Genomic DNA, 15,258 nt, shown 5'->3' with positions numbered 1-15,258 from the left:
GGCGGGGCGTTGGTCGTGTTCGTCAGACGCCGGCGGTGGTGATCGCTTCCAGCGACTCGGCGAGCACTTGGCCGCCGTCGACGACCAGCCCCTGGCCGGTGATGAACCCGGCGTGTTCGGAGGCCAGGAACAGCGCCGCGTGGCCGATCTCCTCGCTCGTCGCGAGCCTGCCCATCGGAATGGACCGGGCCATGTCGCGGATGTACTCGGAACCGAGGTCCACCACGCCCTCGGTGAGGACGTTACCGGGGAGCAAAGCGTTGATCGTGATGCCGTGGGGGGCCAACTCCAGGGCCGCGGCCCGCACAAAGCCCATTTGTCCGGCTTTGCTGGCCGCGTAGTGGCTCCAGCCGGGGTAGCCGGTGACGGGTCCGGTAATGGAGGAGGTGACCACGACGCGACCGTGCGAGCTGCGTCGCAAGGCGGGCAGGAAGGCCGTCACGGTGAGCATGGTGCCACGCAGGTTGACGTCGAAGACTTCGTCGATGCGCTCGGCGGTGAGGTCGGTCAGCCGAGCGTTGGGGAAGATGCCCGCATTGCAGCAGACGACGTCGACGCCGCCCAGCGCCTCGACCGCGTCGTCGGCGAGACGCGAGATTGCCGTCGGGTCGCCGATGTCCGCCGCGATGCCGGTGACTTTCCCGCACGTAGCGGTGAGTTCCGTCGCGGTCGCGTGGAGGTCGGCGGCGTTGCGGCCGGTGATGACCACGTGGGCTCCGGATCGGGCGAAGACGGCGGCAATTCCTTTGCCGATGCCCTTCGAGCCGCCGGTGACCACGACACGGCGGCCGTCCATGGATGGGGGTGTCATGAATGCTCCTGGGGTGTTTCGGGTGGGGCCGGTCGGATGGTCTTGTCGTCGATGGCTGCACGGAAGCAGCTCTTTGACTCCCGGCGCGATCCTTCCGGATCCGGCCGGCTCACTGCTCTGCGATGGCACGACGTCCGTGACGTCTGTTTCCCCCGACTGACGTATCGGCCGGCGACAGTGCGTGCTTCACACTGTCGGTCGGCTACGTAGGCCGACTGCCGCGTCGACTGCGATCAGTCGACGCGGAGGAGAGGGCGGCGGTGACGCCCGGATGAGAGTCGAGCCCGGGCATTGGCGCCGTGGGCACGATCAATCCGCGGTGGGGAGGTCGATGGCTGTCGTCCGGCGGGCGCGCCACCATCGGTTCTGTGTACCGAGGTATCCGTCCGCCAGTTCGGCGCTCGCCCGGGTGAACGCCGCGCCCTTGGCCCGCGCGAGGTCGGTATCGGGGTGCGAGCCCAGCCAGGCGACGACCATCAGGCGTCGTAGCATGATGAAGGTGGGGATCTCGTTCTCGTCTTCGGTGGTGAGTGCGCGGACCCGCCGGTAGCCGGTGAGCCAACCTTCGATGAGGTCGGGGACTTGCGGGGTGTCTTCGAGGAAGGTGAGTGCGGCGGCCAGGTCGTACAGGAACCAGCCGGAACCGCAGTCGTCGAAATCGATCACGGCGGTCCGGTCGCCGTGCACGAGAAGGTTGGCCAGCCGGAGGTCGGCGTGGATCAACCCGAATCGGCTCGGGCGGGTTCCGTATCGCCGCAACCGTTGTCGGATGATCGCTTCCGTGTCCGCGAGCACCCGGCGGACCTCGCCGGTGGCGCCGGGCCCGTCCTGCCACCGACCCCAGGGCGCATGCGTACCGAGCATCGCGGCCAGGTCCCACCGCATCCGCGTGAACCCGGCGGGGGGCGTCCACGTTTCGGCGTGCCGGTGCAGGCGTGCGGTGATTTCTCCCAGCCGTTCGAACTGCGGAGTGGGCACGTTCTCGTCCGGAGCGTCACCGGGGATGAGGTGAAAGAGGACGGCATGGCGCCGCTCTCCCCCCGCGGTGAGCGGATCGACGCTGACAACGAGGCGGCCGTCCAGAGCCGGAATCGGCTCCGGGGTGGCGATCTCGGTGTCGTTGCGGAGTGCGGCGACCCAGGCCAGTTCGGACCGGATCTCGGCGGCCGTGTGGTAGTCGGGGCGGTGGACCCGCAGGATGTGCGGGGCCGCGCCCTGCCCGACGTGGACGCGATAGGTCGCGTTCTCCGAGAGGTTCAGCAGTTCGAGTGGGGTGTCGCGGTCGATGCCGTATGCGGGCAGGATGCGGCGTGCCAGGGAGTCGTACGGTTCATCGGGGACGGCACCGGGTGTGTCGTCGCGGTCGAACCCGGGTCTTTCGGGGGACATGCCTTCTCCTGAGGGCGCGGGCAGCCGGAGGGTCGGTGGAGTCGGGGAACTGGACCGTCGGTTCAGTGGTCACGTCCCTCGATGGCCGCCAGTGCCGCGTCGATCGCGTGGCGTGCGGTGGTGACCCCTTCCAGGGTGCCGCTGATGTAGACGCGTCCGGCGGCGCCGATCATTTGTACGTCGACCAGGGTATTCTTCGGCGCCGCGCGTTCCGCCTCGTTCGCCGCCAGGGCCGCGTACAGCGCGGGGGTCATCTCCATCACCAGCAGCGTCTGCCCCGGCAGGATCATGGATGCCTGACGGGTGCGGTTCAAGATGACCGCGTGCTGGTCGGTGACGTCCTCGATCACGTCGGTGTACAACACGCGGGGCTTGAGTTGGTCGGCCGGGCTGCGGTGGATCCCGGCCTGGATGGCGGCGCCGGCGCGCTCCAGCTCATCGGTGTTCTTGGTGTGGAGTTCGAGTATGCCGAACTGGCGTTCCACGAAGAGCAGCCCGGGTTCCGCGGCGGGCACCGCCTTGAGCGCCAGGTCGATGACACGCTCGATGGCGAGTCCGGGGGCCACTTCGATGATCAGGGCGTGGTCGCCTTCCAGGGGCGGATAGCCGCGGGCTCGAGTGGGGGTCCCCAAGTACGCGGCGAACTGCCGCTGAAGGCTGCGCAAGGTCAGGTATACGCGGAGTTCGGTCGGCGGAGCGGCAGACTGCGCTGCGGGGCGGTCCTGCGCCGCGCTGCGGTCCTGCGCCGCGGGGCGGGGGCGCCGCCGTGCGGCGCCCGCCGTCGGCTCGTCGGAGGTCGTTGTCATGGCGCTCAGCCGTTGGTGGTTCCGCCACCATTGAAGTGTCGGTTCACTTCGGGGTGGGGGCGGGGGATGACGTGGACGGAGACGAGTTCGCCGACCTGGGCGGCGGTGTCCGCACCGGCGTCGGCGGCGGCCTTGACCGCTCCGACGTCGCCGTTGATGACGACCGCGACCAGGCCGTCGCCGACCTCCTCGCGACTGATGATGGTCACGTTCGCGGCCTTGACCATGGCGTCTGCGGCGGCGAACGCCGCGACGTAGCCGCGGGTTTCGATCATTCCGATGGCGTCGGACATGAGGGTCCCAACTTTCGTGTTCAGGAGTTGCGGTGGGTTGTGGAGGTCTCGTCGACGGAGCCGATGATCAAGGCGTCGATCGGGGCGTTGTCGGGGAACCGGCGGGCGGCGCTCATGCCTTGGGCCACGAGTACGCGTTCGCCGACGCCGGTTCCCAGGACGTCGAACGCGACGATCACCTCCGGCGACGCGTCGAATACCACAGTCAGGAACGCGCCCGACGGGACGCCGGTGACGCGTCGGGTCGACCAGACGGATCCGGTGACGGTGCCGATGCGCATCAGGCCTCCTCCCGGTCGATGCGGATGCCGAGTCGGCGGGCCGTGTCCCGCCCCAAGGGGGTGATGACGGCGCGGGGACCGGCGACGATGTGTTGTCCGGCGGCAGCCGCCGCGGTGACCACGGCCTCGCCGACGGCGCCACGCTCGATCCGATGAACGCGCTGTGCCTGTGCAGGCTCGGCACTGCCGGTGCGCGCAGGGTCACCGTTGTCAAGTCGGAACCGGATCCTGCGGTCGTCGAGGGCTGCCCGACCCTCGGGTGTTGCGGTGAGATCGAGCAGCAGTCGTACGAAACGCGCGAGGTCCGCGTCGTCCCGGAGCACCACAGGGCGGTTGTCCGGCTCGACGGTGGTCGGTGCGGCTGCGGGAGAAGGCGGTGAACTCCCGTGATCCGGTGTGGCGGAGGTCAATTCGGCGACCGCTTCGCGGACCGCCTCGGCGACGAGGCCGCGCAGTTGGTCCCACGAGGTCCCGACGGTCGGCAAGCCGATGGCCAGCGGCGTGCTGTTCATGTCCTGGCTCGCACGGCTTCGCGCGCGGCCTCCGCGGCCATGCGGACGTCGGATTCGGTGCCGCTGAGGTAGACGCGCCCGGTGGCGCCCATCATGCGGTAGTCGACGACTTTGATGTCGGCGGCTTTCTCGGCTTGGTTGGTGGCGAGGATCGCGTATGACGCCGGGGTGACCTCGAGGGTGAAGAGTGACTCGCCCGGCAGGACCATCGAGCCGGACTTGTTCCGGTTGATCAGGAACGCGTGCCTGGGATCGATACTCGTGATCGTCTTGTCGGCCAGGATGGTCGGCGTGGGCACGGCGGAGGGATCCGCGCCCAGTGCGTCCAGGATGGCGTCGGCGGCCGAGCGCACCGCGTCCGTGGACCGTGAGTGGATTTCGAGGTAGCCGAACTGCCGCTCGACGACCAGGATGCCGGCCTGAACATCGGCGTATTTCAGCGCCACGTCGGTGAGCGGCTCGATGTCCAGACCTGGCGCCACTTCGATGATCTGCGCGGACATGTTGGTGCGGGGCAGGCTGCCTCGCACGAATGTGCCGAGGTAGCACATGGTCTGTGGCTGGAGTTGATCGATGAAGATGAACGAGCGCAGTTCAGCCATGGTGTGCTCCCAGCACGCTTTGCAGCTCGGCGCGGACGAGCCGGCGGATCTCTTCGCGCAGCAGGTCGAGTTCCTGACGGCCCGCCCGGCCGTCGGGAGTCTGGGATGCACCGGCCGGCCGGGCCGTGTCGTGGGGGGCCGGGCGGGCCGCGGGCGACGTGGGCCGGGCGGTCCACGGCTGGAGGCCTGCGAAGTCGTCGAACGCGACGCCGGCATCACGGTTGTACGCCACGCGGGTGTACTGCACGAGGTGGCGGGGTTCGAGGTTCTCGCCGAGCGAGCTGCGGCCCACGAACCCGGTGCCGATGGTCATCGTGGGTGCGAGGTTGGTCTCGAATCCCGAGCTGCCCAGGCTGGCACCGACGTTGACGCTGATGCGCATGGCTTCCACGCTCGCTCCGAAGGCCATGATGGCGGCGCGATCGCCGCTGTGGATGGCGGCGGAGTGTCCGCGTCCGCCCCAGCGCAGCAGCAGCCGGGCCAGCCGGATGCCGTGGGCCGCGTCGGACACCGGGTGGAATCCCAGGACGGGGCAGAGCTTTTCCTGTGTGAGGGGTTCTTCGAAGGGGCGCTCGAACGGCGCGACGAGCACACGCTTGCCCGGGCGGATGCGGAATCCGGCCTGCTCGGCGATCCAGGCGGCGTCCCGGCCGATGGCGGCGGTGCGGAGGCGGCCCTCGGGGTAGAGCCAGGCCCTGAGGCGGTCGCGCTCGACCGGGTCGCACACATGCGCGCCGGCCTTGTCGAGTGCGCGCAACAGGTCCGCTGCTATGGAGTCTTCGGCCAGCAGCACCGATTCGTTGGTGCACAGCACGGAGTTGTCGAACGCCTTGCTGGCCACGATGCGTTCGGCGGCCGCGACGAGGTCCGCCGTGGCGTCGACGAGCACGGGCACATTGCCGGGCCCGACGCCGAGGGCGGGGTTCCCGGAGCCGTAGGCGGCGCGCACCATGGGGGTTCCCCCGGTCGCCAGCACGACACTGCAACCGGGGTCGGTGATGAGGGCATCCACCACAGGGATGGTCGGTTCGTCGACGACCTGGACGACGTCGGCGGGTGCCCCGGCCGCCACGGCCGCCGCATGGAGCGTGCGGGCGGCGTCCGCGCTGGCGGCCTTGGCCGCGGGGTGCGGGCTGATGACGATGGCGTTCCGTGTCATCAGGGCGAGCATGACCTTGAAGTAGACGGTCGAGACCGGGTTGGTCGACGGTGTCAGTGCGACGACGACGCCGGCGGGACGGGGGATTTCCAGGATCTTGGCGTCCGCGTCGTAGCGGGCGCTGACATGGTCCTCGTCTCCGTAACGGGCCAGGAGACCCAGCGAGCACGCCTGGTTCTTGGTGGTCTTGTCCGCGACCACGCCGAACCCGGTTTCCCGCACCGCCCACTCCGCGTAGCGGGCGGCGTTGTCGTGCCCGGCTTGCGCGGCGGCTCGAACGATGCGGTCGACCTGGGCGCGGTCGAACGAGGCGAACTCGTCGGCTGCCCAACGCGCGCGTTCCAGCAGGGTTCGCGCGTGTGCCGCCGGATCGGGGCCCCAATCGGTCGTGCGGGCCTGGGCCCGCTGGGCGCTCACGCGGCCCGCCCGGACGTCACACGTGCGGCGTTGCGGGCTTGGCCGACGGCCGTGTGGAGACGTTCGAGCAGGTCATCGACGAGTTCAGGAGACATGAGCAATCCCGGCTTGAACTGGAGGACACGGGTGTCGAGTGTGGAGAAGATGGCCCAGACGCCGTTCTCGTACAGCGCCCGCATGACGAGTTGGGCACCCACGGGGTGGTCGAATTCCAGGCCGATCACCAAGCCGTTCTGCCGGATGCCGACGAAGAAGTCCGGGTGATCGGACCGGATGTCGGCCAGGCCGCGGCTGAGCCGGGCCGCGATCGAGGCGACGGTCGCCTTGGTCTGGGGGCGCCCGCAGATCTCCAGGACCTTCATGGCGACGATGCAGCCGAGTTCGGCCCCGCCGAAGGTCGAGATGTGGCCGAAGCCGTCCTCGTCCAGCCAGCCCGCGACCTTGTCGGCGACGATGACCGCGCCCAGGGGGTAGAGGCCTCCCGCGGTGCCCTTGCTCGTGACCAGGATGTCCGGCACGACTCCGGCCTTGTAGATGCCCCACATCTCGCCCGTGCGCATGAGGCCGGTCTGCACTTCGTCGGCGATGTAGACGGTCCCGTACCGTTCGCACAGGTCCTTGACCCCGGCGAGGTATCCGGGTTCGGGCATCACGAAGCCGTAGGTCGCCGGCACCGTCTCCAAGAGGACCGCGGCGACGTCGCCGCCCCGCAGTGCCGACTCCATCGCGGACAGGTCGTTGAAGTCGACCTGGGGGAATTGGGACGGCTCGTCGACCAGGAACAACCGTGAGAACCGCGGATTGCCGGCGTTGACGGCGAGTCCGGTGTGGCCGTGGAACGCGTTCCGGATGGACACGATCTTGCGGCGCTTGGTGGCGTGCCGGGCGGTCTTGAGCGCGATGTCTATCGCCTCACCGCCGCCGGCGGCGAAGATGACCTTGCCCATGCTGCCGTCGCAGGTGGCGAGCAGGCGTTCCGCCAGTGCGGTGCGGGCGACCGACGCGAAGTGGTGGTTGCCCACGTCGTAGTGGGTCATCGCCTCGTTCATGGCCGCGACCAGTTCGGGGTGTCGGTGGCCGAGGCTGTAGGTGCCGCCGTTGAGGTGGGCGTCGATCAACCTTCGGCCGTCGGCGTCCCAGAGGTGATACCCGTCCCGGCGGTCGATGACGAGGTCGACGCCCTGGTCCAGCCAGAACTGCGTCTTGCCGGGGTTCCATGCGGCACGGGAGCGATCGAAGAAGTCGTCTCTCGAGGCGTAGGAGACGAAGCCGTAGTCACGCATCATCACTCCTTCCTCGACCGGCGGACCACGTCCAGGCCGTCGTTTCGGTTCATACCGTATGTGTACCGATTGGCTTAACGGTTGTCAACACTCCCAACAACTCAACCGTATGCCGCGAAGGTCTTGCCTGGCCTCGTGCAGCGATGACACCATCGCCGATATCCCCCTGATGAATCTTCGCAAAACGCGACATTTGCCGAGAAGCCTCCGTCACAGGCGACCACAATGCCGACCGTAGCCTCTGAAAGGTCGATGCAATGACCGATATTGGTTCGAGAACGACGTCTCCCACGCCCGAGCCTGACCCGCAGGAACACGTGCAGCGGCTGCGGCCCAACTCGATCGGTCTCGTGGCCGTGGTGTTCATGGCCGTGGCCACCGCGGCACCCATCAGCGCGATGGTCGGCAACGTGCCGGTGGCCGTGGGCTTCGGCAACGGCACCGGCGCTCCCGCCGGCTACCTCGTGGCCACCGTCGTGCTCACCGTCTTCGCCGTGGGCTACGTGGCCATGGCGCGGCACATCACCGCGGCAGGCGCGTTCTACGGCTTCGTCTCGCACGGACTGGGCCAAGTCGCGGGCATGTGCGCCGGACTGCTCGCCACGGTCGCCTACATCGTGTTCGAGGCGTCGCTGACCGGCCTGTTCGCCTACTTCGCGAAGCAGACCGTGGCCGACCTCTTCGGCGTTTCCCTGCCCTGGCTCCTCTACGCGTTGCTGATGCTCGCGCTCAACGCCGTGCTGTCGCACTTCGACATCAACCTGACCAGCAAAGTCCTCGGCCTCGCCCTGGTCTCGGAGGTACTCATCCTCACCGCGCTCGCCGTGGCGATACTCGTGGACGGAGGCGGCCCGGACGGCTTCGCGCCGCAGGCGATCAACCCCCTGAACGCCTTCGACGCCGCCTCGGGAGTCGCCGGCGCAAGCGTCGGCCTCGGCCTGTTCATGGCCTTCTGGTCATGGGTCGGCTTCGAATCGACCGCGATGTACGGCGAGGAGTCCCGTGACCCCAAGCGCATCGTCCCCATCGCCACCATGCTGGTGGTCGTCGGCGTCGGTCTCTTCTACGTCTTCGTCTCCTGGATGGTCGTAGCCGCCAACGGACTCGACCAGTCGGTGCGCATAGCCGGCGGCGACACCCCCGCCGAACTGCTCTTCGGACCGACGCGCGTCCTGCTCGGCGACTGGGCCGTCACCCTCTTCCAAATCCTGCTCGTCACCGGCTCGTTCGCCTGCGGCATGGCGTTCCACAACTGCGCTTCCAGATACCTCTACGCCATCGGCCGAGAAGACGTCGTACCCGGCACCCGACGCACCCTCGGCGCCACACACCCGAAACACGGCTCGCCCCACGTCGCCAGCAACGTCCAGTGCGGGATCGCCACGACGCTGGTCCTGAGCTTCGCGCTGGCCGGCAAAGACCCCTACCTCGACCTCTTCGTCGTCCTGTCCGTCCTGGGCACGATGGCCATCCTCATCGTCCAGATCCTCAGCTCCGCGGCCGTCATCGGCTACTTCCACGTGCGGCGCAAGCACCCCGAGACCGCCCACCCGCTCCGCACGTTCGCGGCGCCGTTGTTGGGCGGCATCGCGATGATCTACGTGGTGATCCTGCTCTTCCAAAACCTCGACACGGCGGGCGGCGCCGCGTCACAGACCACGATCTTTCGGATGATCCCCTACCTGGTGCTCGGCGTCGCCGTGTTCGGTGTCGTCCTCGCGCTCTACACGAAGGTCCGGGCGCCCCATCGGTTCGCGCTGATCGGCCGCGTGGTGCTCGAGGAATCCACGGAGCGGGCGGCCTGACGCTCCGCCTCCGGTTCCGCCGGCGACCGCGCAGCCGTTGGGGGTACCGGAGGCAACCGAATCCAGAAATGGTGTAAACCATAGTTGTGTCCATCGAACATGACGAAGCCCCAGCCCCGACGTCCGGCACCGCCGAGGACGTACGCCGCCTCATCCTCGAGCAGATCCGCAGCGGCCGGCTCCGACCCGGAGACAAACTCGGCGGCGAACGCGACCTCGCCCAGCAGTACGGCGTCAGCCGATCCACCCTGCGGCACGCACTCGACGCCCTTCAGCAAAGCGGCGTCGTGCGCCGTGTGCCCGGACGCGGCGGCGGCACGTTCGTCAGCCACGGCAAAGCCGAGCGCGACCTTTCCGCGGCCGTCGGCGTACCGGCCTACCTGCGCCGGCAAGGGTTCGAAGCCGGCACCAACGTCCTGTCCACCGCGATGCGCGCCGCGGACAAGGACACCGCCCGTCGACTCCGCCTGTCGTCCGGCGACCTCGTGTTCGACCTGGTGCGACTTCGACTCGCCGATGGCCGGCCGATCAGCCTCGAGCACGCACAACTCGTCGCCGAACACTTCCCCGGCCTCCTCGAATGCGCCCTCGGCGGATCCGTGTACGAGCTCATCGCCGAGCACTACGGCACCACACCCGCCGACGTCACCGAGGAAATCGAGGTCGTCGCCGCCACCGCGGACGAAGCCCGGGTGCTGGAGGTCGAGCCCGGCGCGCCACTGATCTCCGTCGTCCGTGTGGCGGCGGATCACCAAGGTCGCGTCTTCGAGTTGTCCCACGACCTGTTCCGTGCGGACCGGACCCGCATGACCATCCGCACCCAGTTGCGCGACGCCCAGGACGAAGGCGGGCTGCGGATCCAGGCGACCTGACCATCCACCCCGCGCGGCAGCGCCGCGCCCTTCGAAACGACCGAGTTGGCTCGCCAAGCGCCATCGCGACCCAGGAGTACGGCCATGACCGAGTTCGTCCGATACGAGTGCGTGGACGCCATAGCCACGGTGACCATTGATCGACCAGCCGCCCTCAACGCCTTGGACAACGCGACGAAGGTGGCATTGCGCAATGCCCTGACCCGGGCTGCCGGCGATGCGGACGTGCGGGCGGTGGTGCTGACCGGCGCGGGGCGTGCCTTCTGTGTGGGCCAAGACCTCCGGCAACACCGCGAACAGCTGGCACGCAGCGCCCAAGCGGCCTTCGCCACCGTCGCCGAGCACTACAACCCCCTGGTCATGGCCCTGACCACGATGCGCAAGCCGGTGATCGCGGCCGTCAACGGTGTGGCGGCAGGCGCCGGCGCGGCACTCGCGTTCGCTTGCGACTTCCGCATCCTCGCCGAGACCGCGACGTTGAACCTGGCGTTCGCCGGCATCGGGCTCGCCGCCGACTCGGGAGCGTCATGGACCCTGCCCAGGCTTGTGGGGCACGCTCGGGCGACCGAGTTGTTGATGCTGCCCGAGACGATTTCGGCGTCGCGGGCGTTGGAGCTGGGACTTGCCAACCGGATGGTGCCGGCCGAAGACATCGCAACGGCGGCAAACGACCTCGCACGACGCCTGGCCGCGGGGCCGACCGTGGCGTTCGCCGCGATCAAGGAGGCGCTGGCGTGCTCGGCCACGCTACCGATTGCGAGGGCGCTCGGTAAGGAGAGCGCCCTTCAGCTCCGTGTCGGCAAGTCCGCGGACCACCGAGAAGCGGTGGACGCGTTCCTGAACAAGACGCAGCCGCGGTTCACAGGACGTTGACGGGCGTGTCCCGGGCCCTCGCCGCGACAGCGCCGAGGGCCCGGGACACGCCCGTCACGAGCAGCTCGCCGCGACCGCACCCATACACACCGCGCGCGCCGCCCACACGACCTTGCCGCCCCCCGGGGTGCGGTGGTAGCCGACTTGTTCGGCCTCCGCGGCGACCAGGAAGAGCCCCCGCCCGTGCTCATCGTCCTGTGCTCCGAGGCCCACGACGGGCGGCTTCGGGCTGTCGTCGCCGACCTGCACGATCAAAAGCCCGTCGACGGTCCACATGGAGACACGGATGGCCGGCGAGCTCCCACCGGACCGTTCACCTCGACCGCGGCCGCCGCACTCGCACGCGTGCCGGACCGCGTTCCCGACGAGCTCGGAAACCACGATGCGAACGGCCTCGACATCGTCGTCGGTCATGCCCCAATTCCGCGCCACCTCCACGGCGCGCCGACGGGCATACGGCACGGAACTCAAGCCCGCAGCGAGCGGGATCACGACACGACGCCCGTCGCGCGGAGCGGGTGCCGGACGGGCGGCAAGACGAGTGTTCATGGGAGGAACCTCCAGACCGTGACCCCTACGGAACGCTGCGTAGGATTCGGGACCGTTTTCAGGTTTTCGGTATGCCATTCGATCGGCTTCCGACAGGTCCCGAGTGCGATCCCGCCGACGCCCCGAGGTCCTGTGCCATTACGATCCACGCACCAGGTCGATCGGGAACCAGAGGATCGATATATACGGTTCAGATCCTTGGTCCAGTATGAACCATTTCTTAAATGGTTGCAAACGGTCTATACCGGACCGGATGCCCGGGGAGCCCGGGCCCTTGCGGCCCGCTCGCGAACCCGAGGACGAGAGCGACGCCCGCAGCCGGACAACGGCACGGCACCGTCCGACCCGACGGTATCGGGTCTGGTCACGGCCCTTGCCGCGGTGTGGCCGAAGACCGTGGACGCGATCCGGGCGGCCCGCGCCGCGGCGCGTGAACGGGCCCGCGCCGCCTCGCACCGAACCGGGTGTGGTGCGAACTCGTCGCCCTTGCCGATGAGTTGGTCGCGTGGACGCGGATGCTCACCCCGACCGGCGAAGCGAGGCGACGGGAGATCGGGAAGCTCCGCATCCGCCTCTTCAAAACCGCCGCCCGCCTGGTCCGCACCGGCCGGTGGGCCATCGTCCGCCTGGCCGAACGACGGCCCGCCGGGTCGCGAACAGGTCAGGCTGCCGTCCCGGTCTCGGTGCTGCGGTAGTGGTAGAAGCCGCGGCCGGACTTACGGCCCAGGTGGCGGGCCTGGACCATGCGGGAGAGCAGGGGCGGCGGGATGAAGTGCGGTTCCTTGAACTCCTGGTACAGCGACTCGGCGATGGCCAGCGTCGTGTCCAGGCCGATGTGGTCGGCGAGCGCCAGCGGCCCCATGGGGTGGGCGCAGCCGCGCACCAGTCCCGCGTCGATGTCGTCGGCCTCCGCGAACCCCGACTCGTACATCCGGATCGCGGACAGGATGTACGGGATGAGCAGCGCGTTGACGACGAAGCCCGCGCGGTCCTGGGACACGATCGCGTGCCGACCGAGCGTGTCGCGGACGAAGTAGCGCACCCGGTTCCAGGTGTCGTCACTGGTGACCAGGGTCGGGACCAATTCCACCAGGTCCAGAACGGGCACGGGGTTGAAGAAGTGCACGCCCATCACCTGGCCGGGGCGGCTGGTGGCCGCGCCCAGCTTCATGATCGGGATCGCGGAGGTGTTGGACGCCAGGACGGCGTGCGGGCTCGTCACGAACTTGTCGAGGGTGGCGAAGATCTCCAGCTTCACCGCCTCGTCCTCGGTGGCCGCCTCGATCACCAGATCGCGGTCGGCGAAGTCCTCCAGCGCGGTGGTGAAACGGATCCGGCCGAGCGCGGCCGCCCGTTCGTCCGGGCCGATCTTCCCGCGGGCAACAGCCCGTTCGAGAGAGGTCTCGATACGGCCGCGGCCGGCGGCGACCGCGGCCTCGTCGATCTCCTGCACCACCGTGTCCAGGCCGGCCCGGGCGCAGATCTCGGCGATGCCCGAGCCCATGAGCCCGCACCCGACGACGCCGACGCGCTCCGTCGTCCCTTCCCTGTCTTGCGCCTTGCTGCGGTCCGTGCGGGTGCTCATGCTCATCTGGGTGGGTTCCTTCCGCTCAGGTATCACAAGTTCGGAAATCGGGAGTGCACGGGTCGGGACTTCGCCCCTACGGAAGGTTGCGGGCCATGACGATGCGCTGGACCTGGTTGGTGCCTTCGTAGATCTGGGTGATCTTGGCGTCGCGCATCATGCGTTCCAGGGGATAGTCGCGGGTGTAGCCATAGCCGCCGAGGAGTTGGACGGCATCGGTGGTGATCTCCATGGCGGCGTCGGAGGCGTAGCACTTGGCGGCGGCGCCGAAGAACCTCAGGTCGTTGTCGTCTCGTTCGGATCTGGCGGCGGCGGCGTAGGTGAGTTGGCGTGCGGCTTCGAGTTTCATGGCCATGTCGGCGAGCATGAACTGGATGCCCTGGAACTCGGCGATGGCCTTGCCGAACTGCTTGCGTTCTCTCACGTAGCCCTTGGCGTAGTCCAGGGCGCCCTGCGCGATGCCGAGCGCCTGGGCTGCGATGGTGATGCGCGTGTGGTCCAGGGTCCTCATCGCGGTAGCGAACCCCGTGCCCGGCTCGCCGATCATCCGCTCCGCGGGGATACGGACGTTGTCGAAGTACACCTCACGCGTCGGGGAGCCCTTGATACCCAGCTTCTTCTCCGGCGCCCCGAACGAGACCCCCTCGTCGTCCTTGTCGACCACGAACGCCGAGATGCCGCGCGAGCGCTGCCCGGGATCGGTGACGGCCATGACGGTGTAGTACTGCGAGATCCCCGCGTTGGTGATCCACCGCTTCACACCGTTCAAGACATAGGCGTCGCCGTCGCGCACCGCGCGGGTCTTCATCCCCGCCGCGTCGGAGCCTGCTTCGGGTTCGGTCAGGCAGTACGAGAACATGCCCTCGCCGCGCGCCAGTGCCCCCAGATACTTGGCCTTGAGTTCTTCGGACCCCGACAGCTGCACCGGCAGGGAACCGAGTTTGTTGACCGCGGGGATCAGGGAGGACGAGGCGCACACTCGGGCGACTTCCTCGATGACGATCACCGTGGACAGCGCGTCCGCACCCGAGCCCTCGTAGGCCTCCGGGACGTGCACGGCGTGCAGGTCGTTGGCCTCCAGCACCTCACGGGCCTCGACCGGGAACCGACTCAGCTCGTCGACCTCGGCCGCCCACGGGGCGATCTTCGCCTCCGCCAACGAACGCACCGCGTCCCGGAGCATGTCGTGCTCCTCCGAGAGACGGAACAGATCGAAGTCCGATGACATACGGCACTCCTCTAGAAGGGTACTAAGTACCCGAGATTATGCACACTGAGTGCCAGAAGCCAAAGACTGCGGTGTAATAGGGTGATGAACAAGACGGAGGAACCGGGTACGGACGACAAGCCCCCCATGCGTGACCTGCTCGTATCGGCGGCGTTCGAGCTGTTCACGGAGCGCGGATACGAGAACACCACGATCGACGACATCGTGCGGCTCGCGGGAGTCGGGCGCCGGTCCTTCTTTCGGTACTTCCCGACCAAGGAGGACGTGGTCTTCCCCGACCACGAACACGCCTTGGCCGAGATGGTCGCCTACCTCCAGGCCGCCCACTCCGACCAGGATCCGGTCACCACGGCCTGCGGCGCCGCCCGCGTCGTCATGCGCATGTACGCCGAGAACCCCGCGTTCTCGGCCCGCCGCTACGCCCTCACCCGGCGCGTGCCGGCGCTCAAGACGTACGAGATCTCGGTCGTCTGGCAGTACGAACGCACGCTGGCCGCCTACCTCGAACGCAGGTTCTCCCATCTCCCCGACGGTGGCGTCCGTGCCTACACCGTCGCCGCGGCCGTCGTCGCCGCCCACAACTACGGTCTGCGCACCTGGCTCCGCGCCGGTGCCACCGGCGACGCCGCCGCGTCCGTCGACCCGGCCCTGGACATGGTCCGCCGCACCTTCCACGAACCGGAGGACGCTGTCGTCCTGATCGCTCGCACCGGTACGCCGTTGTGGCAGGTCGTCCAGAAGGTGGAGACCGCGCTCAAGCGGGACAGCAGTGGCTCGTGAGACTCCCATGAGG

At 68.6% G+C, this 15,258-nt stretch carries 16 protein-coding genes and 1 pseudogene; 5 read left to right on the top strand and 12 right to left on the bottom strand.

The genetic code is table 11. The annotated features are described in order from the left end of the window. Positions 1 to 22: 22 nt before the first annotated feature. The 9 genes from fabG to OG948_RS33400 form a co-directional block, all read right to left on the bottom strand. Positions 23 to 811, bottom strand: coding sequence for a 3-oxoacyl-ACP reductase FabG (fabG, locus tag OG948_RS33440; RefSeq protein WP_406300061.1), 789 nt, complete (start codon positions 809 to 811; stop codon positions 23 to 25). Between the two features lie 309 nt (positions 812 to 1,120). Next, positions 1,121 to 2,200, bottom strand: a complete 1,080-nt coding sequence (locus OG948_RS33435) for a phosphotransferase enzyme family protein (RefSeq protein WP_406300060.1) — start codon at positions 2,198 to 2,200, stop codon at positions 1,121 to 1,123. 62 nt (positions 2,201 to 2,262) lie between these two features. Beyond that, positions 2,263 to 3,006, bottom strand: coding sequence for a microcompartment protein (locus tag OG948_RS33430; RefSeq protein WP_406300059.1), 744 nt, complete (start codon positions 3,004 to 3,006; stop codon positions 2,263 to 2,265). Positions 3,007 to 3,011: 5 nt separating this feature from the next. Continuing rightward, positions 3,012 to 3,299 (bottom strand): BMC domain-containing protein, encoded by a 288-nt coding sequence (locus tag OG948_RS33425; RefSeq protein WP_020555964.1) that lies wholly within the window; start codon positions 3,297 to 3,299, stop codon positions 3,012 to 3,014. A 20-nt stretch (positions 3,300 to 3,319) separates the two neighbouring features. Then, the gene (locus OG948_RS33420; protein ID WP_406300058.1) at positions 3,320 to 3,580 is read right to left on the bottom strand and encodes a EutN/CcmL family microcompartment protein; all 261 of its coding nucleotides are present in this window, start codon (positions 3,578 to 3,580) and stop codon (positions 3,320 to 3,322) included. Beyond that, complete coding sequence (locus OG948_RS33415) at positions 3,580 to 4,092, bottom strand: hypothetical protein (protein ID WP_406300057.1); 513 nt, start codon at positions 4,090 to 4,092, stop codon at positions 3,580 to 3,582. The genes OG948_RS33420 and OG948_RS33415 overlap by 1 nt, the downstream gene beginning before the upstream one ends. Continuing rightward, positions 4,089 to 4,694 (bottom strand): BMC domain-containing protein, encoded by a 606-nt coding sequence (locus OG948_RS33410; RefSeq protein WP_406300056.1) that lies wholly within the window; start codon positions 4,692 to 4,694, stop codon positions 4,089 to 4,091. The genes OG948_RS33415 and OG948_RS33410 overlap by 4 nt, the downstream gene beginning before the upstream one ends. Next, complete coding sequence (locus OG948_RS33405) at positions 4,687 to 6,270, bottom strand: aldehyde dehydrogenase family protein (protein ID WP_406300055.1); 1,584 nt, start codon at positions 6,268 to 6,270, stop codon at positions 4,687 to 4,689. The genes OG948_RS33410 and OG948_RS33405 overlap by 8 nt, the downstream gene beginning before the upstream one ends. Then, complete coding sequence (locus OG948_RS33400; RefSeq protein WP_406300054.1) at positions 6,267 to 7,556, bottom strand: aspartate aminotransferase family protein; 1,290 nt, start codon at positions 7,554 to 7,556, stop codon at positions 6,267 to 6,269. Before OG948_RS33400 ends, OG948_RS33405 begins: the two co-directional genes overlap by 4 nt. Before the next feature lie 254 nt (positions 7,557 to 7,810). Between OG948_RS33400 and OG948_RS33395 the strand changes: the two genes are divergently transcribed. The 3 genes from OG948_RS33395 to OG948_RS33385 all read left to right on the top strand — a co-directional run bounded on the left by OG948_RS33395 (position 7,811) and on the right by OG948_RS33385 (position 11,103). Beyond that, positions 7,811 to 9,358, top strand: a complete 1,548-nt coding sequence (locus tag OG948_RS33395) for an APC family permease (protein ID WP_406300053.1) — start codon at positions 7,811 to 7,813, stop codon at positions 9,356 to 9,358. Positions 9,359 to 9,444: 86 nt separating this feature from the next. Then, entirely contained in the window at positions 9,445 to 10,230 is a 786-nt protein-coding gene (locus tag OG948_RS33390) for a GntR family transcriptional regulator (protein WP_406300052.1), read from the top strand. Between the two features lie 84 nt (positions 10,231 to 10,314). Beyond that, positions 10,315 to 11,103: an enoyl-CoA hydratase-related protein gene (locus OG948_RS33385; protein ID WP_406300051.1), complete on the top strand. Its 789-nt coding sequence runs from the start codon at positions 10,315 to 10,317 to the stop codon at positions 11,101 to 11,103. Between the two features lie 54 nt (positions 11,104 to 11,157). Here OG948_RS33385 and OG948_RS33380 read toward each other — a convergent pair whose 3' ends face one another. Then, positions 11,158 to 11,652, bottom strand: a complete 495-nt coding sequence (locus OG948_RS33380) for an ATP-binding protein (protein WP_406300050.1) — start codon at positions 11,650 to 11,652, stop codon at positions 11,158 to 11,160. Positions 11,653 to 12,107: 455 nt separating this feature from the next. On the opposite strand from OG948_RS33380, the pseudogene OG948_RS33375 reads away from it, so the two are divergent. Next, positions 12,108 to 12,347 (top strand): annotated as a pseudogene (locus OG948_RS33375) (transposase); the annotation flags it as partial. On the opposite strand, the gene OG948_RS33370 reads toward OG948_RS33375, so the two are convergent. Together OG948_RS33370 and OG948_RS33365 are read right to left on the bottom strand one after the other, a co-directional pair. Then, positions 12,314 to 13,237, bottom strand: coding sequence for a 3-hydroxybutyryl-CoA dehydrogenase (locus OG948_RS33370; RefSeq protein ID WP_406300390.1), 924 nt, complete (start codon positions 13,235 to 13,237; stop codon positions 12,314 to 12,316). The pseudogene OG948_RS33375 and the gene OG948_RS33370 sit on opposite strands and share 34 nt — an antisense overlap. 76 nt (positions 13,238 to 13,313) lie before the next feature. Next, a complete protein-coding gene (locus OG948_RS33365; RefSeq protein ID WP_406300049.1) occupies positions 13,314 to 14,465 on the bottom strand; it encodes an acyl-CoA dehydrogenase family protein in 1,152 nt (383 codons plus the stop codon). Between the two features lie 84 nt (positions 14,466 to 14,549). On the opposite strand from OG948_RS33365, the gene OG948_RS33360 reads away from it, so the two are divergent. Further along, positions 14,550 to 15,245 carry a TetR family transcriptional regulator gene (locus tag OG948_RS33360; RefSeq protein WP_406300048.1) on the top strand — a complete coding sequence of 232 codons (696 nt, stop codon included), beginning with the start codon at positions 14,550 to 14,552 and terminating at the stop codon, positions 15,243 to 15,245. Positions 15,246 to 15,258: the final 13 nt, after the last annotated feature.

This window comes from Embleya sp. NBC_00888, from assembly GCF_045207655.1.
Taxonomy (GTDB): domain Bacteria; phylum Actinomycetota; class Actinomycetes; order Streptomycetales; family Streptomycetaceae; genus Embleya.
The sequence above is the reverse complement of the archived record's forward strand: the minus strand, read 5'-3'. Positions and strand labels throughout refer to the sequence as shown.